This is a genomic window from Falsiroseomonas sp. RANM36 (genome assembly GCF_056682175.1).
Genome location: NZ_JBWXTD010000005.1, coordinates 676,573 through 691,506, shown reverse-complemented (window position 1 = coordinate 691,506; position 14,934 = coordinate 676,573). Strand labels below are relative to the sequence as shown.

The 14,934-nt window shown below is 68.8% G+C and carries 13 protein-coding genes; 1 reads left to right on the top strand and 12 read right to left on the bottom strand.

Annotated elements, in window-relative coordinates:
- Positions 1 to 149: 149 nt before the first annotated feature.
- Positions 150 to 281, top strand: coding sequence for a hypothetical protein (locus tag AC1MIR_RS21340; RefSeq protein WP_480030189.1), 132 nt, complete (start codon positions 150 to 152; stop codon positions 279 to 281).
- A gap of 66 nt (positions 282 to 347) precedes the next feature.
- On the opposite strand, the gene arsJ is transcribed toward AC1MIR_RS21340, so the two are convergent.
- From arsJ to AC1MIR_RS21280, 12 genes are all read right to left on the bottom strand, one after another.
- Positions 348 to 1,595, bottom strand: a complete 1,248-nt coding sequence (gene arsJ / locus AC1MIR_RS21335) for an organoarsenical effux MFS transporter ArsJ (RefSeq protein WP_480030188.1) — start codon at positions 1,593 to 1,595, stop codon at positions 348 to 350.
- Between the two features lie 4 nt (positions 1,596 to 1,599).
- Positions 1,600 to 2,643, bottom strand: coding sequence for an ArsJ-associated glyceraldehyde-3-phosphate dehydrogenase (locus AC1MIR_RS21330; RefSeq protein WP_480030187.1), 1,044 nt, complete (start codon positions 2,641 to 2,643; stop codon positions 1,600 to 1,602).
- A complete protein-coding gene (locus AC1MIR_RS21325) occupies positions 2,640 to 3,500 on the bottom strand; it encodes a metalloregulator ArsR/SmtB family transcription factor (RefSeq protein WP_480030186.1) in 861 nt (286 codons plus the stop codon). Before AC1MIR_RS21325 ends, AC1MIR_RS21330 begins: the two co-directional genes overlap by 4 nt.
- Positions 3,501 to 3,651: 151 nt before the next feature.
- Positions 3,652 to 3,849 (bottom strand): transposase, encoded by a 198-nt coding sequence (locus AC1MIR_RS21320; protein ID WP_480030231.1) that lies wholly within the window; start codon positions 3,847 to 3,849, stop codon positions 3,652 to 3,654.
- Positions 3,816 to 4,124, bottom strand: coding sequence for a carbonic anhydrase (locus AC1MIR_RS21315; RefSeq protein WP_480030185.1), 309 nt, complete (start codon positions 4,122 to 4,124; stop codon positions 3,816 to 3,818). The genes AC1MIR_RS21320 and AC1MIR_RS21315 overlap by 34 nt, the downstream gene beginning before the upstream one ends.
- Positions 4,125 to 4,168: 44 nt before the next feature.
- Entirely contained in the window at positions 4,169 to 4,690 is a 522-nt protein-coding gene (locus AC1MIR_RS21310) for a hemerythrin domain-containing protein (RefSeq protein ID WP_480030184.1), read from the bottom strand.
- Positions 4,691 to 4,692: 2 nt separating this feature from the next.
- Positions 4,693 to 5,541 carry a peptidylprolyl isomerase gene (locus tag AC1MIR_RS21305; protein ID WP_480030183.1) on the bottom strand — a complete coding sequence of 283 codons (849 nt, stop codon included), beginning with the start codon at positions 5,539 to 5,541 and terminating at the stop codon, positions 4,693 to 4,695.
- A 5-nt stretch (positions 5,542 to 5,546) separates the two neighbouring features.
- Complete coding sequence (gene narI / locus AC1MIR_RS21300; RefSeq protein ID WP_480030182.1) at positions 5,547 to 6,344, bottom strand: respiratory nitrate reductase subunit gamma; 798 nt, start codon at positions 6,342 to 6,344, stop codon at positions 5,547 to 5,549.
- Between the two features lie 12 nt (positions 6,345 to 6,356).
- On the bottom strand, positions 6,357 to 7,064 hold the full coding sequence (gene narJ, locus AC1MIR_RS21295) for a nitrate reductase molybdenum cofactor assembly chaperone (protein WP_480030181.1): 708 nt from the start codon (positions 7,062 to 7,064) through the stop codon (positions 6,357 to 6,359).
- Positions 7,061 to 8,623 (bottom strand): nitrate reductase subunit beta, encoded by a 1,563-nt coding sequence (gene narH, locus AC1MIR_RS21290; protein WP_480030180.1) that lies wholly within the window; start codon positions 8,621 to 8,623, stop codon positions 7,061 to 7,063. The genes narJ and narH overlap by 4 nt, the downstream gene beginning before the upstream one ends.
- Positions 8,624 to 8,628: 5 nt before the next feature.
- The gene (locus tag AC1MIR_RS21285; protein ID WP_480030179.1) at positions 8,629 to 12,363 is read right to left on the bottom strand and encodes a nitrate reductase subunit alpha; all 3,735 of its coding nucleotides are present in this window, start codon (positions 12,361 to 12,363) and stop codon (positions 8,629 to 8,631) included.
- A 19-nt stretch (positions 12,364 to 12,382) separates the two neighbouring features.
- Positions 12,383 to 14,934: nitrate/nitrite transporter (locus AC1MIR_RS21280; RefSeq protein ID WP_480030178.1), on the bottom strand; the 2,552-nt coding region annotated here is incomplete at its 5' end.

Sequence of the window (14,934 nt, the reverse complement as noted above, 5' to 3'; positions counted from 1 at the left end):
ATCCGGCGCCGTCGCGCCCGCCTGGTGCTCCTTCAGCACCCCAATGATCTGCTCCTGCGTGAACCTCGATCGCTTCATCATCCGTCTCCCTTCGACGGACTCTAGCTCAGGCCGGGGACATCCAAGGGGGCAGGGTCAAGGGCAACGTGGTGTCCAAGGGGGTGAACGAGTTCATCATCCCCAACTACAAGCAGACCTGGGGCAACGTCCGGAAGATTGCCGACGCGCCAGAGAGCGTGCGGCACCTGACCTTCAAGACGCAGGAGTACAGCCGGCCCTGAGGCCTGGCAGGAGGGGAGCCGGACATGCGCCGGCTTTCCTCCGCGGTCTCGCGTGCCGCCGCGGCATCAGGCGGCCCCGGCGGCCTCCCGTTGCAGCGGCAGGCGAAGCGTGATCGCCCAGCACAGCGCCAGCATCGCCGCAGCACCTGCGAGGCAGGCGATCAGCCCGCCCCAGCCATAGAGCAGGCCGGACAGGAGGATGCCTGCGAAGCGTCCCGTTGCGTTGGCGGCGTAGTAGAAGCCGACATCCTCCGCCGCCTTCTCGCTGCCAGCATAGGCGAGCACGAGATAGGAGTGGACGGAGGAGTTCACCGCGAACAGCACGCCGAAGACGCAAAGGCCCACCGGCACGAACAGGTCGGGCCGAGGCACGCCGCCCAGCATCAGCGCCGCGAGTGTTGCGGGCACCGCCGCCAGGGCCAGGGACCAGGCGCGCGCCGCGGGGACTTCGGCAGAGAAGCCGTCGGCGCTGCGCCGGACCAGTGTCGGCGCGGAGGCCTGGATGGCGCCATAGCCGATGGTCCAGAGGGCGAGGAATGCGCCGACCATGGTGAAGGTCCAGCCGCTGGCATAGAGGAACACCGGCAGGCCGACCACGAACCACACGTCCCGCGCGCCGAACAGAAACACGCGTGCGGCGGCGAGAAGGTTCACGCCTTGGCTCTTGGCGAAGAACTCCTTCACCGACTTCGATGCCTTGGCCTTGCCCATCAGCGGTGGCAGGGAGATCGCTACACCCGCCAGGACCAGCAGTAGCGCCGCCGCCATGGCCCACAGTGCCCCGCGGAAGCCAAGCACCTCCAGCAGCAGCCCGCCAAGAAAGAAGCCCGCACCCTTCATTGCGTTCTTGCTGCCGGTGAAGAAGGCGACCCACTTGAACAACCGCCCGGACGCGTCGCCCGCCGTCAGCTTGATCGCACTCTTGCTTGCAGTCTTGGTCAGATCCTTCGCGACGCCGCAGACCCCCTGCGCCATGACCACCCAGGCCACCGACAACGCGGCACCCCAGTCAGGCGACACGGCGGAGAGCAGCAGAAAGCCGAGGATCTGCGTGGTCAGCCCCACGGCCAGCATGCGAGCGATACCGAACCGCGTTGCCAGCCATCCGCCGATGAGGTTGGCGCCGATCCCTGCCGCCTCGTAGAGCAGGAACAGGAAGGCCAGGGTGAAGGGGCTGTAGCCGAGCTGGAAGAAGTGCAGCAGCACCAGCATCCGCAGCGCGCCATCGCTCAGCGTGAAGCCCCAATAGGCGAGCGTCACGATGGCGTAGTTGCGCGTGCCGTGCGCCGTGGCGGCGGCGGTGCTGTTGCTCATGCGCTTAGATCCCGACGGCCTGCATGTGGCAGGCCAGGTCCACCATTCGACAGGCATAGCCCATCTCGTTGTCGTACCAGGCGTAGACCTTCAGCAGCGTGTCGTCGGTGACCATGGTGGACGGTGCATCGACGATGCTGCTGCGGGTATCGCGGGCATAGTCGGCCGAGACGAGGGGGCGCGTCTCGAAGCCCAGGATGCCGGCGAGCTGGTCGGACGCGGCGGCGCGGAACAGCTCGTTCACCTCCTCTGCGCTGGTGGGCCGCTGCATCTCGAAGACGCAATCCGTCAACGAGGCGTTCAGCACGGGGGCGCGCACGGCGTGCCCGTTCAGCTTGCCCTTCAGCTCCGGGTAGATCAGCGCGATCGCCGTCGCGCTCCCGGTGGTCGTCGGCTGGAGCGATAGCATGGCGGAGCGTGCGCGCCGCAGGTCCTTGTGGGGCGCGTCCACCACGACATTGGTGTTGGTCGGGTCGTGGATGGTGGTGATCTGGCCGTGCCGGATGCCGATCGCCTCGTGCACCACCTTCACCACCGGGGCGAGACAGTTGGTGGTGCAGGAGGCCGCGGTGACGATCGGGTGGCGCGCCGGGTCGTAGAGGTGCTCGTTCACGCCGACCACCATGTTCAGCACCGTGTCGAACTTCACCGGCGCGGCGACGATCACGCGCTTCGCGCCGCGCTTCAGGTGTCCCTCCAGCGTCTCCGGCGTCAGGAACTTGCCGGTGCATTCCAGCACGACCTCCACGCCGAGCTCGCCCCAGGGGAGCTCGGCTGGGTGAGAGTGCTCGGAGATGGTCAGGCGGCGTTCGCCGATGCGGATGGTGTCCTTCCCCTCCGCCGCGATGGAGGTGCGCCAACGCCCCTGCACGCTGTCGAACTCCAGCAGGTGCGCGGTGGCCACGGCGCCGCCCTTGACCTCGTTCAGATGCACGACCTCGAGGCGGTTGCCCCGCCGCGGGTCATTCTCCGGCCGCTCTGCCGCACCCATCGCCGCGCGCAGCGCGAGCCGGCCGATGCGACCCATGCCGTTGATGCCGACCCTCATGCCCGCGCCCCCGCGGCGAGCGGCTGCGCCAACTCGTCCAAACGGGCCTTGAGCGCCATGCGGTCCAGGGCGCCGAACGGCAGGCTGGTGAAGATGCCGAGCCGGCGATGCAGCGCGGCGTAGAGCTCGTTGAGCAGTGTGGCCCGCTCAGTGGGGGTGCCGGAGAACTTCGCCGGGTCCGGCAGCGGCCAGGCCGCGGTGACATGGGTGCCCTCGAAATCCGGGCAGGCCTGGAGGTTCAGGGTGTCGCAGAGGGCAATGACGAAATCCATCCGCGGCGCGTCGGGTCCGGTGAATTCGTCCCAGGACTTCGAACGCAACCCAGACACATCGTGGCCAAGGCCCTTCAACTGGGCGAGCACCTCTGGCAGCGGACCGCTCTGCAGGGGGTCTGATCCGGCGGAGAAGGCGCGGAAGCGGCCGTCCGCCATGCCGCTCAGGATCGCCTCGGCCATGATCGATCGAGCCGAGTTGTGGGTGCAGAGGAAAAGGACATTGAAGGTCGCCGGCTCCATCTGGGCGGTCTCCCTGGAGGTGTCGAAGAGGACGTGCAGGTCGCCGCAGCGTGCCGGATCGCCGTCGCAGCAGGCATCGGCGAGGAAGGTCAGCAGGGCGCGCAGGCGGTTGACCTGGGCGGCGTAGATCAGGCTGCGCCCCTGCCGGGTCGCTGCGATCAGCCCGGCCTGGTCCAGCGCGCGGAGGTGGAAGGACAGCGTCGAGGGCGGCACGCCGAGCCGCGCAGCGATGTCACCCGCGGCGAGCCCCGTCGGCCCAGCTGCGAGCAGGACGCGCAACAGGTCGAGGCGCGTCTCCTGGCCCAGGGCGGCAAACGCGAAGGCAGCCGTCGAAGATTCCATGATTCGACGATAATCGAATCATGGAATCGGGCCAGTGAAGCTTCGATGACGGGAACGCTCGGGCCAGGGCGGCGCCGGTTCGAGTGGAACCGCTCCGCGGTTCCGCGCACGGGCATAAGCTGCTCCAGAATTATGGTTTCTAGAGCCTCTTTCACCTCATGCGTGGATAGCCGGTGTGGGCGATGTAGTTGGCGCACTCGGTTGCTGAGACGTGGTCGAGGCTATTTCCGATGGTGTCCCAGAGTGTCTCGACATCGCGCGGCGCGGCGGCGCGGACGAGGTTCTCGAGCTTGGCGAAGACCTGCTCGATCGGGTTCAGGTCAGGCGAATAGGGCGGAAGGAAGCGCAGTTCGGCGCCGCGTGCCTCGATGGCGGCCTGCAGGCCGGCACGAGCGCGGCGACGTTGCGCACGACGAAGAGGTCGCCGGGCCGCGCGCCGCAGATGATCGCCGGATCGGTCCGGCTGTCGGAGCACGCGATCACCATCACCTCCGGCCGCTGGCCTTCCAGCAGACTGTCGTAGAGGGCGTGGTCGGTCTCGAAATGCACGCCGCGGAACCGGTCGAAGCCCTCTACCAGGCGCTGCAGCGCGCCGCCCGCGCCTGAGGTGTCGGCACGCGCCATCTCAGCCGTCTGCCGGGAAGGCCAGCAGGCGGATGCGTGCGCCGTCAGTCACGGGCGGCACCGAGCTGGCGGCGCGCCACCATCTCGCGCGCAATGGCGCTGCACGCCGCGCTCCGCAGGCTGCGCCTGGCGAGCGGCATGATCTCTTCCTCCTCGATCGTCAGGTGGTGCCGATAGGCGGCGACGAAGGCCAGCGCCGCCTCGGCGAAGCCGGCGGCCGGCGCATGCCCGGTGGCGATGGCGGCAAGCGCCGTGCGCAGCCTGGCGCGCGCCTCCGGCGAGGTGGCGGCGCAGCGGCCAAGTTCGCGGTGGCGCTGCCTGGCCTCGGCGCCGAGCCGCGGGTAGACGGAGTCCTCCTCGTCCGCGACGTGCAGCGGCAATTCGCAGGCGAACCAAGCGGCGAGCGCGCGGGCGATCGGCCCCTGCGCGGCACCGCCGGCCTGCCGCGCGAGCCGCTCGAGATGGCCGAGCAGTGCGCGCTGGCGCGCATGCTCCGCGCTGAGGAAGGCGATCGGATCGCGCAGCAGCGTCTCGTCCACGGCGCCGATCCAGGCTTCGCCATGCATGGTCAGCTCACCAGCGGGCCGCCGGCGCGCGCCTCGCCCTCGGCGCCGAGGACGAAGCCCTCGATCCGCGCCTGCGCGGCGAGCACGGCGATGTAGTGCCGCAGCGCGGCTTCCCAGGCCGCGCTGCGCAGGTCGCGCAGCACCGTCACGCGCGCCTCGGCATAGGCGGGGATGCGCGCAGGGACGTGCCGGTGCAGTTGCACGACATGCAGGCCGTAGCGCGTCGCGACCGGTGCGGCGCAGAAGGCGCCGGGCGTCAGGCGGGCCAGTGCCGCATCGAACTCCGGCACGGTGCTGCCGCGTTCGACGCGGCCGAGCAGGCCGCCCTGCTCGCGAGAGGGACAGGCGGAATGCTGCCGCGCGAGGTCCGGCAGACGGCCGGGCAGGGCGCGGAGCATCTCGAGCAGCGCCTCCGCCCGGCGCGTCGCGGCGGCACGCTCCTGCGCGTCCTCCGGGTCCGCCGCCAGCAGGATGTGGCTCGCCTCCCAGACTTCAGGCGTGCCGAAGCGCTCCGGATGCGCGGCGAGCCAGCGCGCGCCGGCCGCGTCGTCCGGCTGCGGCACATGGATCTCACGCGCCAGCAGCGCATCGACCGCCGTCTCCTCATCCGCGACGTCGCCGGGTGCTGCGGCATCCAGCAGCAGGCGGCGCACGACAAGGGCACGCGCCGCGTGCTCCCAGGCCGTCATGGCATCCGGCGCAGGATGGTGCTGCATCTCGGCCGCGATGTCGCGCGCCGGGATCACGGTGCCGTTCACGACGATGTCGTGCTGCGGCAGTTCGGGCTGCGCCGGGCGATGATCCGGCGCGTTCGCCGGGCGCGCCGGCGCAGGGTGGAAGTGGACGGCCATGGCGGCTACTCCGCCGGCACGCGCTGCGCAGTGGCGGCCGCGCGCTGCGGTGCGCCGCCGGCGAGCCCTGGCCGCGCCACCGGTCCGGGCCGCACCGTCCCGCCGCCACGCACCCGCACGATCTGCCAGGCGCGGAACAGGTACCACACCGGCGCGGAGAAGATGTGCACGAGCCGCGTGAAGGGCGTCAGCAGGAACAGCGTCATCCCCAGCACCAGATGCGCATAGTAGGGGAAGTCGAGCCCGCGGATCAGGTCCGCCGCGCCGCCCCGGAAGGTGACGATCGCCTGGCTCCACGCCGAGAGCTGCAGCATCGCTGCGCCGTCCGAATGGCGGATCGAGAAGGGCAGTGTGACGAGGCCGAGCGACAGCTGAACCCAGAGCAGGACGAGGATCGCCATGTCCGCGTAGGTGGAGGTGCGCCGGATGCGCTCGTCGTAGATCCGGCGGTGCAGCAGCATCGAGAGGCCGACGAAGCAGACCGCGCCGGCGATGCCGCCCGCGGTCACCGCGACCATCTGCTTCTGGCCCGGCGAGATCAGCCACTCATAGGCCCAGTGGGGCGTCAGCAGGCCAACGAAATGCCCGAAGAAGAGGAAGATGATGCCGAAGTGGAAGAGGTTGGACCCGACCACGAGCTGCTTGCGGCGCAGAAGCTGCGAGGAGCCGGAACGCCAGGTGTACTGGTCGCGGTCGAAGCGGATCAGCGAGCCGATCGCGAACACGCCCATGCAGATGTAGGGGTAGATCCCGAACAGGAAGTCGTGGAGGTAGTCGGTGAAGCCGTGCCAGAGGGCGGACATCGGCGCTCTCCTTCAGCGGATGGCGTGGTTGGCGCGCAGCTTGCGCAGCCGGTCGATCATGGCGCCGAGCTTCGCGCGCGCGCCCTGCCTGTCGGGGTCGGATTCCGGCCCGAAGACGACGGGTTCCGACTCGTAGGCGGCATCGAGCGCGGCGAGTTCGTCGGCGTCTGACAGATCCTGGTCCTGCGTCGGCTGCGCCTCCGGCCGGAGGCCCGCCTCGGCCAGCACCGCAGCGACAATCGCCGCATAGCCGCGCGACGTGGCGGTGCCGCGCCCGAGCAGCTTCGCGTGCAGCTGGTCCAGGATCGGCGCGCATTGGCCGAGCAGGTTGGCCGTCACCGCAGGGTCGACATGCGCGCAGAATTCCAGGAACAGCGGCAGGTAGTCCGGCAATTCCCGCGCATCGAGCGCGAAGCCCGACTGATCGTAGACCTGCGCCAGCTCGATCATCGCGGGGCCGCGGTTGCGGGTGTCGCCATGCACATGCTCGAACAGGTGCAGGCTGGTGCCGCGGCCACGGTCGAACAGGCGGACATACTCCTCCTCCCGGTCCAGCACGTCGCCGAGGCCGAGGCGACGGACCAGCCGCGCCAGCTTCGGCGCGAGGTCCGCGCGGAACCCGGCACCGCCGATGGCCGCGCCGATATGCGGCAGGTCCGCGCGCAGCGCAGCGTCCGGGTAGCGCAGCAGCACGGAGAGGATCGCGAGACGGCGGTTCATCGTCCGGCCTCCTGCCTGGCGGCGTCCTCGGCTTCGCGGATGCGCGTCGGCGCCATGCGCCCGGCCGAGGGGCCGGAGGCGCTGAACAGATTGCCGACGGTGCGCCCGTCGTAGCAGCCCTGGCCGAAGCTGAAGCCGCAGGACGACTTCAGGTCGAAGGCGTTCTCGGCATATTCGCGATGCGTGCTGGGGATCACGTAGCGGTCCTCGTAGTTCGCGATCGCCAGCGTCTGGTACATCTGCTCGACCTGCGCGGCGGTCATGCCGACGCGGGCGAGGATGGCGGTGTCGTCGCGGTTCTCGACGGTGCGCGCGCGCATGTGCATGCGCATCGCCATCATCCGCTGCAGCGCGCTGACGAGTGGCGCCTCGGCGCCCGCGGTCAGCAGGTTCGCCAGGTACTTCACGGGGATGCGCAGGCTCTCGACGTCGGGCAGCCCGTCCTTCCAGCCGATATGCCCGGCCTCGGCGGCCGACTGCACGGGCGAAAGCGGCGGCACGTACCAGACCATCGGCAGCGTGCGGTATTCGGGATGCAGCGGGAAGGCGATCTTCCAGTCGATCGCCATGCGGTAGACCGGGCTGCTGCGCGCCGCCTCGAGCCAGGCCTCCGGCACGCCGTCGGCGCGCGCCTGGGCGATCACCTCCGGGTCCTCGGGGTCGAGAAAGATGTCGAGCTGTTCCTGGTACAGGTGCTGCTCGTTCTCGACGCTCGCCGCCTTCGCGATGCGGTCGGCATCGTAGAGCATCACGCCGAGGTAGCGGATGCGTCCCACACACGTTTCGCTGCACACCGTCGGCTCGCCCGCCTCGATGCGCGGGTAGCAGAAGATGCACTTCTCGGCCTTACCGGACTGCCAGTTGTAGTAGATCTTCTTGTAGGGGCAGGCGCTGACGCACATGCGCCAGCCGCGGCACTTCTCCTGGTCGATCAGGACGATGCCGTCCTCCTCCCGCTTGTAGATGCTGCCCGAGGGGCAGGAGGCGACGCAGGCCGGGTTGAGGCAGTGCTCGCACAACCGCGGCAGGTAGAACATGAAGGTCTTCTCGAACTCGCCGTAGATCTTCTTCTGGATGCCATCGAAGTTCCGGTCCGCCGAGCGCTTGCGGAACTCGGTCCCGAGAATCTCCTCCCAGTTCGGGCCCCACTTGATCTCCATCCGCTCGCCGGTCAGCAGCGAGACGGGGCGCGCCACCGGCATGGTCTCGCTCTCCGGCGCGGTCTGCAGGTGGGTGTAGTCGAAGGTGAAGGGCTCGTAATAGTCGTCGATCTCCGGCAGCTGCGGATTGGCGAAGATGTTGGCCAGGATCCGCCACTTCGCACCCATCTTCGGCTGGATCGTGCCGTTGCGCTTGCGCGTCCAGCCGCCCTTCCACTTGTCCTGGTTCTCCCAGTCCTTCGGATAGCCGATGCCGGGCTTGGTCTCGACGTTGTTGAACCAGGCGTATTCGACGCCCTCGCGGCTGGTCCAGACCTGCTTGCAGGTGACCGAGCAGGTGTGGCAGCCGATGCACTTGTCGAGGTTTAGCACCATCGCGATCTGCGCGCGGACCTTCATCGTCTTCACTCCGCTGCCTTGAGGTCGGCCGCCTGCGGCGTCACGCGCGGTCCGTCGAGCCAGGCGACGTTTGCCATCTTCCGCACCAGCACGAACTCGTCGCGGTTGGTGCCGATCGTGCCGTAGTAGTTGAATCCGTAGGACTGCTGCGCGTAGCCGCCGATCATGTGCGTCGGCTTGATCGTGGCGCGCGTGACGGAGTTGTGGATGCCGCCGCGGGCCTGCGTGATCTCGCTGCCCGGCACGTTCACGATCTTCTCCTGCGCGTGGTACATCATGATCATGCCCTTGGGCACGCGCTGGCTGACCACGGCGCGCGCGCAGAGCGCGCCGTTGGCGTTGAAGGCCTCTACCCAGTCATTGTCCTCGACGCCCATCGTCGCGGCGTCGGTCTCGCTGAGCCAGACGATCGGACCGCCGCGCGACAGCGTCAGCATCAGCAGGTTGTCCGTGTAGACGCTGTGGATGCCCCATTTCTGGTGCGGCGTGATGAAGTTGAGCGCGAGTTCAGGGTGCCCGTTCGGCTTCGCGTTGTGCAGCGCCTGGTGCGCGCGGAGATCCACCGGCGGGCGATAGAGGCAGAACGCCTCCCCGAAGGCGAGCATCCAGGGATGGTCCTGGTAGAGCTGCTGCCGGCCGCTCAGCGTGCGCCAGGGGATCAGCTCATGGACGTTCGTGTAGCCCGCGTTGTAGCAGACCTCCTCGCTCTCCAGACCGGACCAGATCGGCGAGGAGATGATCTTGCGGGGTTGCGCCTGAACGTCGCGGAAGCGGATGGCCTCGTGCTCCTTCGGCAGGGCCAGGTGGCGATGGCCGCGCCCCGTTGCCTTGCTCAGCGCCTCCCACGCCTTCACGGCGACATGGCCGTTGGTCTCGGGCGCGAGGTGCATGATCACCTCGCAGGCGTCGATATCGCTCTCGATCTTCGCGAGCCTGCCGGCGACGCCGGGCACGTCCGTCGTGCCGTTGAGGTTGCGCAGGAACGCGGTCTCGTCGTCCGTCCTCCACGCCATGCCCTTTCCGTTGTTGCCGAGCTTTTCCATCAGCGGGCCGAGCGCCGTGAAGCGCGCATGGGTGTTTGGGTAGTCGCGCTCCACCACGGTGACCGCCGGCATGGTCTTGCCGGGGATCGGCTCGACCTCGCCCTTCTTCCAGTCGCGCACCTGGTGCGTCTGGCCGAGCTCACCGGGGCTGTCATGCATCAGCGGCGTGAGGACGGTGTCCCTTTCCTGGCCGAGATGGCCGACACAAAGGGCGGAGAAGCGCTTGGCGATCCCCCGAAAAATCGCCCAGTCGGTGCGGCTCTCCCAGGCCGGATCCACCGCGGCGGAAAGCGGGTGGATGAAGGGATGCATGTCCGAGGTGTTGAGGTCGTGCTTCTCGTACCAGGTGGCCGTCGGCAGCACGATGTCGGAATACATGCAGGTGGTGCTCATCCGGAAGTCGAGCGTCACCAGCAGGTCGAGCTTGCCCTTCGGCGCCTCGTCGTGCCAGGCGGCTTCCTCGGGCTTCGCCATGCCCTGTTCGCCAAGGTCCTTGCCCTGCACGCCGTGCTGCGTGCCGAGCAGGTGCTTCAGGAAATACTCATGTCCCTTGCCCGAGGAGCCGAGCAGGTTGGAGCGCCACACGAACAGGTTGCGCGGCCAGTTCGCCGGATGGTCGGGATCCTCGCAGCTCATCTCCAGGGCGCCCGACTTCAGCGACTGCGCGACGAATTGCGGCGCCGGCATGCCGGCGGCCGCCGCCTCCTTCGCGATGGTCAGCGGGTTGCGCGCGAGCTGCGGCGCAGAGGGCAGCCAGCCCATGCGCTCCGCGCGGATGTTGAAGTCGATCAGCGCGCCGCTCATCGCCGTCGGCGCGGTGGGGGAGAGCAGCCCGCTTACCTGCACCGTCTCGTAGCGCCACTGGTCGGTATGCGCGTACCAGAAGCTGGTCGAGTTCTGCTGCCGCGGCGGCCGCGCCCAGTCGGTCGCGAAGGCCAGCGGGATCCAGCCCGATTGCGGGCGCAGCTTCTCCTGCCCGACGTAATGCGCCCAACCGCCGCCCGACTGGCCGATGCAGCCGCACATCACCAGCAGGTTGATGATGCCGCGGTAGTTCATGTCGGAGTGGTACCAGTGGTTCAGCGCGGCGCCGAGGATGACCATGGACTTGCCGCGGGTCTTCTCGGCGTTGTCGGCGAATTCGCGCGCGACGGTGACGATCTGCTGGCGCGGCACGCCGCAGACCGCCTCGGCCCAGGCGGGGGTATAGGGGCGCATCGCGTCGTAATCGGTCGCACCGCCCTGCGCCACGCCGTAATTCGCCAGGAACAGGTCGTAGACGGTCGCGACGCGCGCGGTGCTGCCGTCCTTCAGCGCGATCTCCATCACCGGCACGCCGTGCGTCACGGTGTCGCCGAGCTTCGTCGGGTTGAAGAATTCCGGCGCGCCGTCGCCGAAATAGGGGAAGGTGACTTCCGCCGTCGCGCCGCCGGCCAGGCTCAGGCGCGGGGTCACGCTTTCCAGGGAGCGGGCGTCGCGGCCCTCCAGGTTCCACTTCCCCTGCTCGCCCCAGCGGAATCCGACGGAGCCCGTCGGCACATAGGGCGCGCCGGTCGCGTCATCCACCGCGATCGTCTTCCAGTCGGGATTGTTCGCCTGGCCGGCATCCTCGGCGAGGTCGGAGGCGCGGAGTTGCCGGTCCGCCACCAGGCGCCCGTCGCGCTCGGTCAGCAGCACCAGCATCGGCATGTCGGAATAGCGGCGGCAGTAGTCGATGAAGTAGTCGCCCTTCCCCTGCGCATGCCACTCGCTCAGGATCACATGGCCCATCGCCAGTGCCAGCGCGGCGTCTGTGCCCTGCTTCGGATGCAGCCAGAGATCGGCGAATTTCGACGCCTCGGAATAGTCGGGCGTGACGGTGATCACCTTGGTGCCGCGGTAGCGCGCCTCGGCCATGAAGTGGGCGTCGGGCGTGCGCGTCTGCGGCACGTTCGAGCCCCACATCATGATGAAGCCTGCATTGTACCAATCGGCCGATTCCGGCACGTCGGTCTGCTCGCCCCAGGTCTGCGGGCTCGCCGGCGGCAGGTCGCAGTACCAGTCGTAGAAGGACATGCAGACGCCGCCGATCAGCGAGAGGTAGCGGCTGCCGGCCGCGTAGCTGACCATGCTCATCGCCGGAATCGGCGAGAAGCCGATCACGCGGTCGGGGCCGTGCTGCTTCACCGTGTGGACGTTGGCGGCGGCGACGATCTCCTCCGCCTCGTCCCAGGTCGCGCGGACGAAGCCGCCCTGGCCGCGCAGCTGCTGGTACTCGCGCCGTTTCGCCGGATCGTCCTGGATGGATTTCCACGCCAGGACCGGATCGCCGTGCAGCGTCTTCGCTTCGCGCCACAGCTTCAGCAGGCGCTTGCGGATCATCGGGTATTTCACCCGGTTGGCGCTGTAGAGGTACCAGGAATAGGACGCGCCGCGGGAACAGCCGCGCGGCTCGTGGTTCGGCAGGCCCGGGCGCGTGCGCGGATAGTCGGTCTGCTGCGTCTCCCACGTCACGATCCCGCCCTTGACGTAGATCTTCCAGGAGCAGGAGCCGGTGCAGTTCGCGCCGTGGGTGGAGCGCACGATCCTGTCGTGCGCCCAGCGCGAGCGGTAGGCGTCCTCCCAGGCGCGGCTTTCGGTCGTGGTCTCGCCATGGCCGTCGGAGAAGGACCCCGCGTATTTGCGGAAGTACGTCAGTCGGTCGAGGAAGTGGCTCATTCTGACTGATCCTTCCGGCTCACGCGGCCGCCGCGGGTGCGGCGGGGCGGCTGCCTTCGATGTCGCGGAGCAGGCCGCCGCGCCTTGTGTAGACGGCCCAGGTGACGGCGATGCACAGCAGGTAGAAGACGAGGAAGGCCCAGAGCGCCGCGAGCGGGCTGCCCGTCATGGAGATCGAGGTGCCGTAGCTCTTCGGGATGAAGAAGGCGCCATAGGCCGCGATCGCCGAGGTGAAGCCGATGATCGCCGCACTCTCCTTCTCGGCCTGCGCGCGGCGCTGCTGCGCATCGGCCTGCGGCATCAGCCTTGCGATCTCCTTGCCCATGATCGCGGGGATCATCTGGAAGGTGGAGGCGTTGCCGACGCCGCTGGCGAAGAACAGCAGCATGAAGCAGCCGAAGAAGCCCCAGAACGCGCCGGGCTGGTCCTTGATGCCGATGAAGTGGATGACGCCGTAGACGCCGATCGCCATCAGGATGAACACCCAGAAGGTGACGCGCCCGCCGCCCCACCTGTCCGAGACCCAGCCGGTAAGGGAGCGCGAGAGCGCGCCGACGAGCGGGCCGAGGAAGACGAGCTGCAGCGCGTCCACGGCAGGGAACTGCGTGCGCGCCAGCAGCGGAAAGCCCGCCGAGTAGCCGATGAAGGAGCCGAAGGTGCCGGTGTAGAGGAAGCACATGATCCAGTTGTGCTTGCGCTGGAAGATCACCGCCTGGTCGGAGAAGGACGACTTCATCGAGGCGAGGTCGTCCATCTTGAACCACGCCGCGAAGGCCGCCGCGGCGATGAAGGGCACCCAGACGAAGCCCGCGTTCTGCAGCCAGAGCGGGCTCTGCTGCCCGCCCGCGGTCGCGGTCAGCGGCTCGCCGCCCAGCGCGCCGAACACGCCGGCGGTGATCACCAGCGGCACGACGAACTGCACCACGCTGACGCCGAGATTGCCGAGGCCCGCATTCAGCGCGAGCGCGTTGCCCTTCTCCCGCTTCGGGAAGAAGAAGGAGATGTTGGCCATGGAGGAGGCGAAGTTGCCGCCGCCGAAGCCGCAGAGCAGCGCGAGGCCGAGGAACATCCAGTAGGGCGTCGCCGGGTTCTGCACCGCGAAGCCGATGCCGAGCGCGGGGATGATCAGCGACCAGGTGGACAGCGTGGTCCACATCCGCCCGCCGAAGATCGGCGGCATGAAGGAGTAGAAGATGCGCAGCGTCGCGCCCGAGAGGCCTGGCAGCGCGGCCAGCCAGAACAGCTCGTCCGTGGTGAAGCGGAAGCCGACCGAGGGCAGCTTCGCCACCACCACCGACCACACCATCCACACCGCGAAGGCGAGCAACAGGCAGGGGATGGAGATCCACAGGTTCCGCCTGGCGATCGCGCGGCCCTGCCCCTGCCAGAAGGCAGGGTCCTCCGGGCGCCAGTCCTCGATCGCCTTGCCCCGCAGCGCGCCGGCGACGGCGGGCTCGTGGATCGGCTGCATCTCGGGCAGCGCCGGCAAGGTCGCGAGCACCGGGCCCGCCGCCTCGCGCTCCATCCGCAGGATGGCGAGGTGCATCCAGAGCAGTGCGCCGGCGCTGATCGCGAACAGCAGCATGAAGCAGGACTGCCGGATGCCGGTCAGGTCGTTGAGCAGCCCGAACGCCATGGGCAGCACGAAGCCGCCTAGGCCGCCGATCAGTCCGACGATGCCGCCGACAGCGCCGACGCGGTTCGGGTAGTAGACCGGGATGTGCTTGTAGACCGCCGCCTTGCCGAGGCTCATGAAGAAGCCGAGCACGAAGACCAGCACGATGAAACTGGCGACGCCCGTCTCCAGGCGGAAGCTGATTGGACCGCCGATGCCTTGCACCACGTAGTCCGTGGGCGGGTAGGAGAGGATGAAGGAGACGACGGTCGAGACGCCGAGCGTCCAGTACATCACGCGCCGCGCGCCGTAGCGGTCCGAGAGATGGCCGCCATAGGCGCGGAACAGGCTTGCCGGCACCGAGTAGGCGGCGCCGATCATGCCCGCGGTGCGGATCTCGAAGCCGTATGTCTCGATGATGTAGCGCGGCAGCCAGAGCGAGAGCGCGACGAAGGCGCCGAAGACGAAGAAGTAGTAGAGGCTGAAGCGCCAGACCTGGACGTTCTTCAGCGGCTCCATCATGGCGCGGAAGGATTCGGGCTTCACCCCGGCCGCCTTGCGCGCGGCGAGGTCCGGGTCGTCCTTCGTCATCGCGTAGAAGACCACCGCCATCACCAGCAGCGCCGCCGCCCAGATCAGCGCCACCGCCTTCCAGCCCATGGCGACCATCACGATCGGCGCGAGGAACTTGGTGACCGCCGCGCCGACATTGCCGGCGCCGAAGATGCCGAGCGCGGTGCCCTGCTTCTCCTTCGGGTACCATTTCGAGACATAGGCGATGCCGACGGCGAAGGAGCCGCCGGCGATGCCGATGCCGAGCGCGGCGATCAGGAAGGTCGTGTAGTCATACGCGAAGACCAGCAGCGCGGTCGCGACCGCGGGGGGGGCCCCGGCCCCCCGGGGGGGGGGGCCCCCCCCCCGCGGGGGGGGGGCGGCGCCCCCGGCGGGGCGGGCGG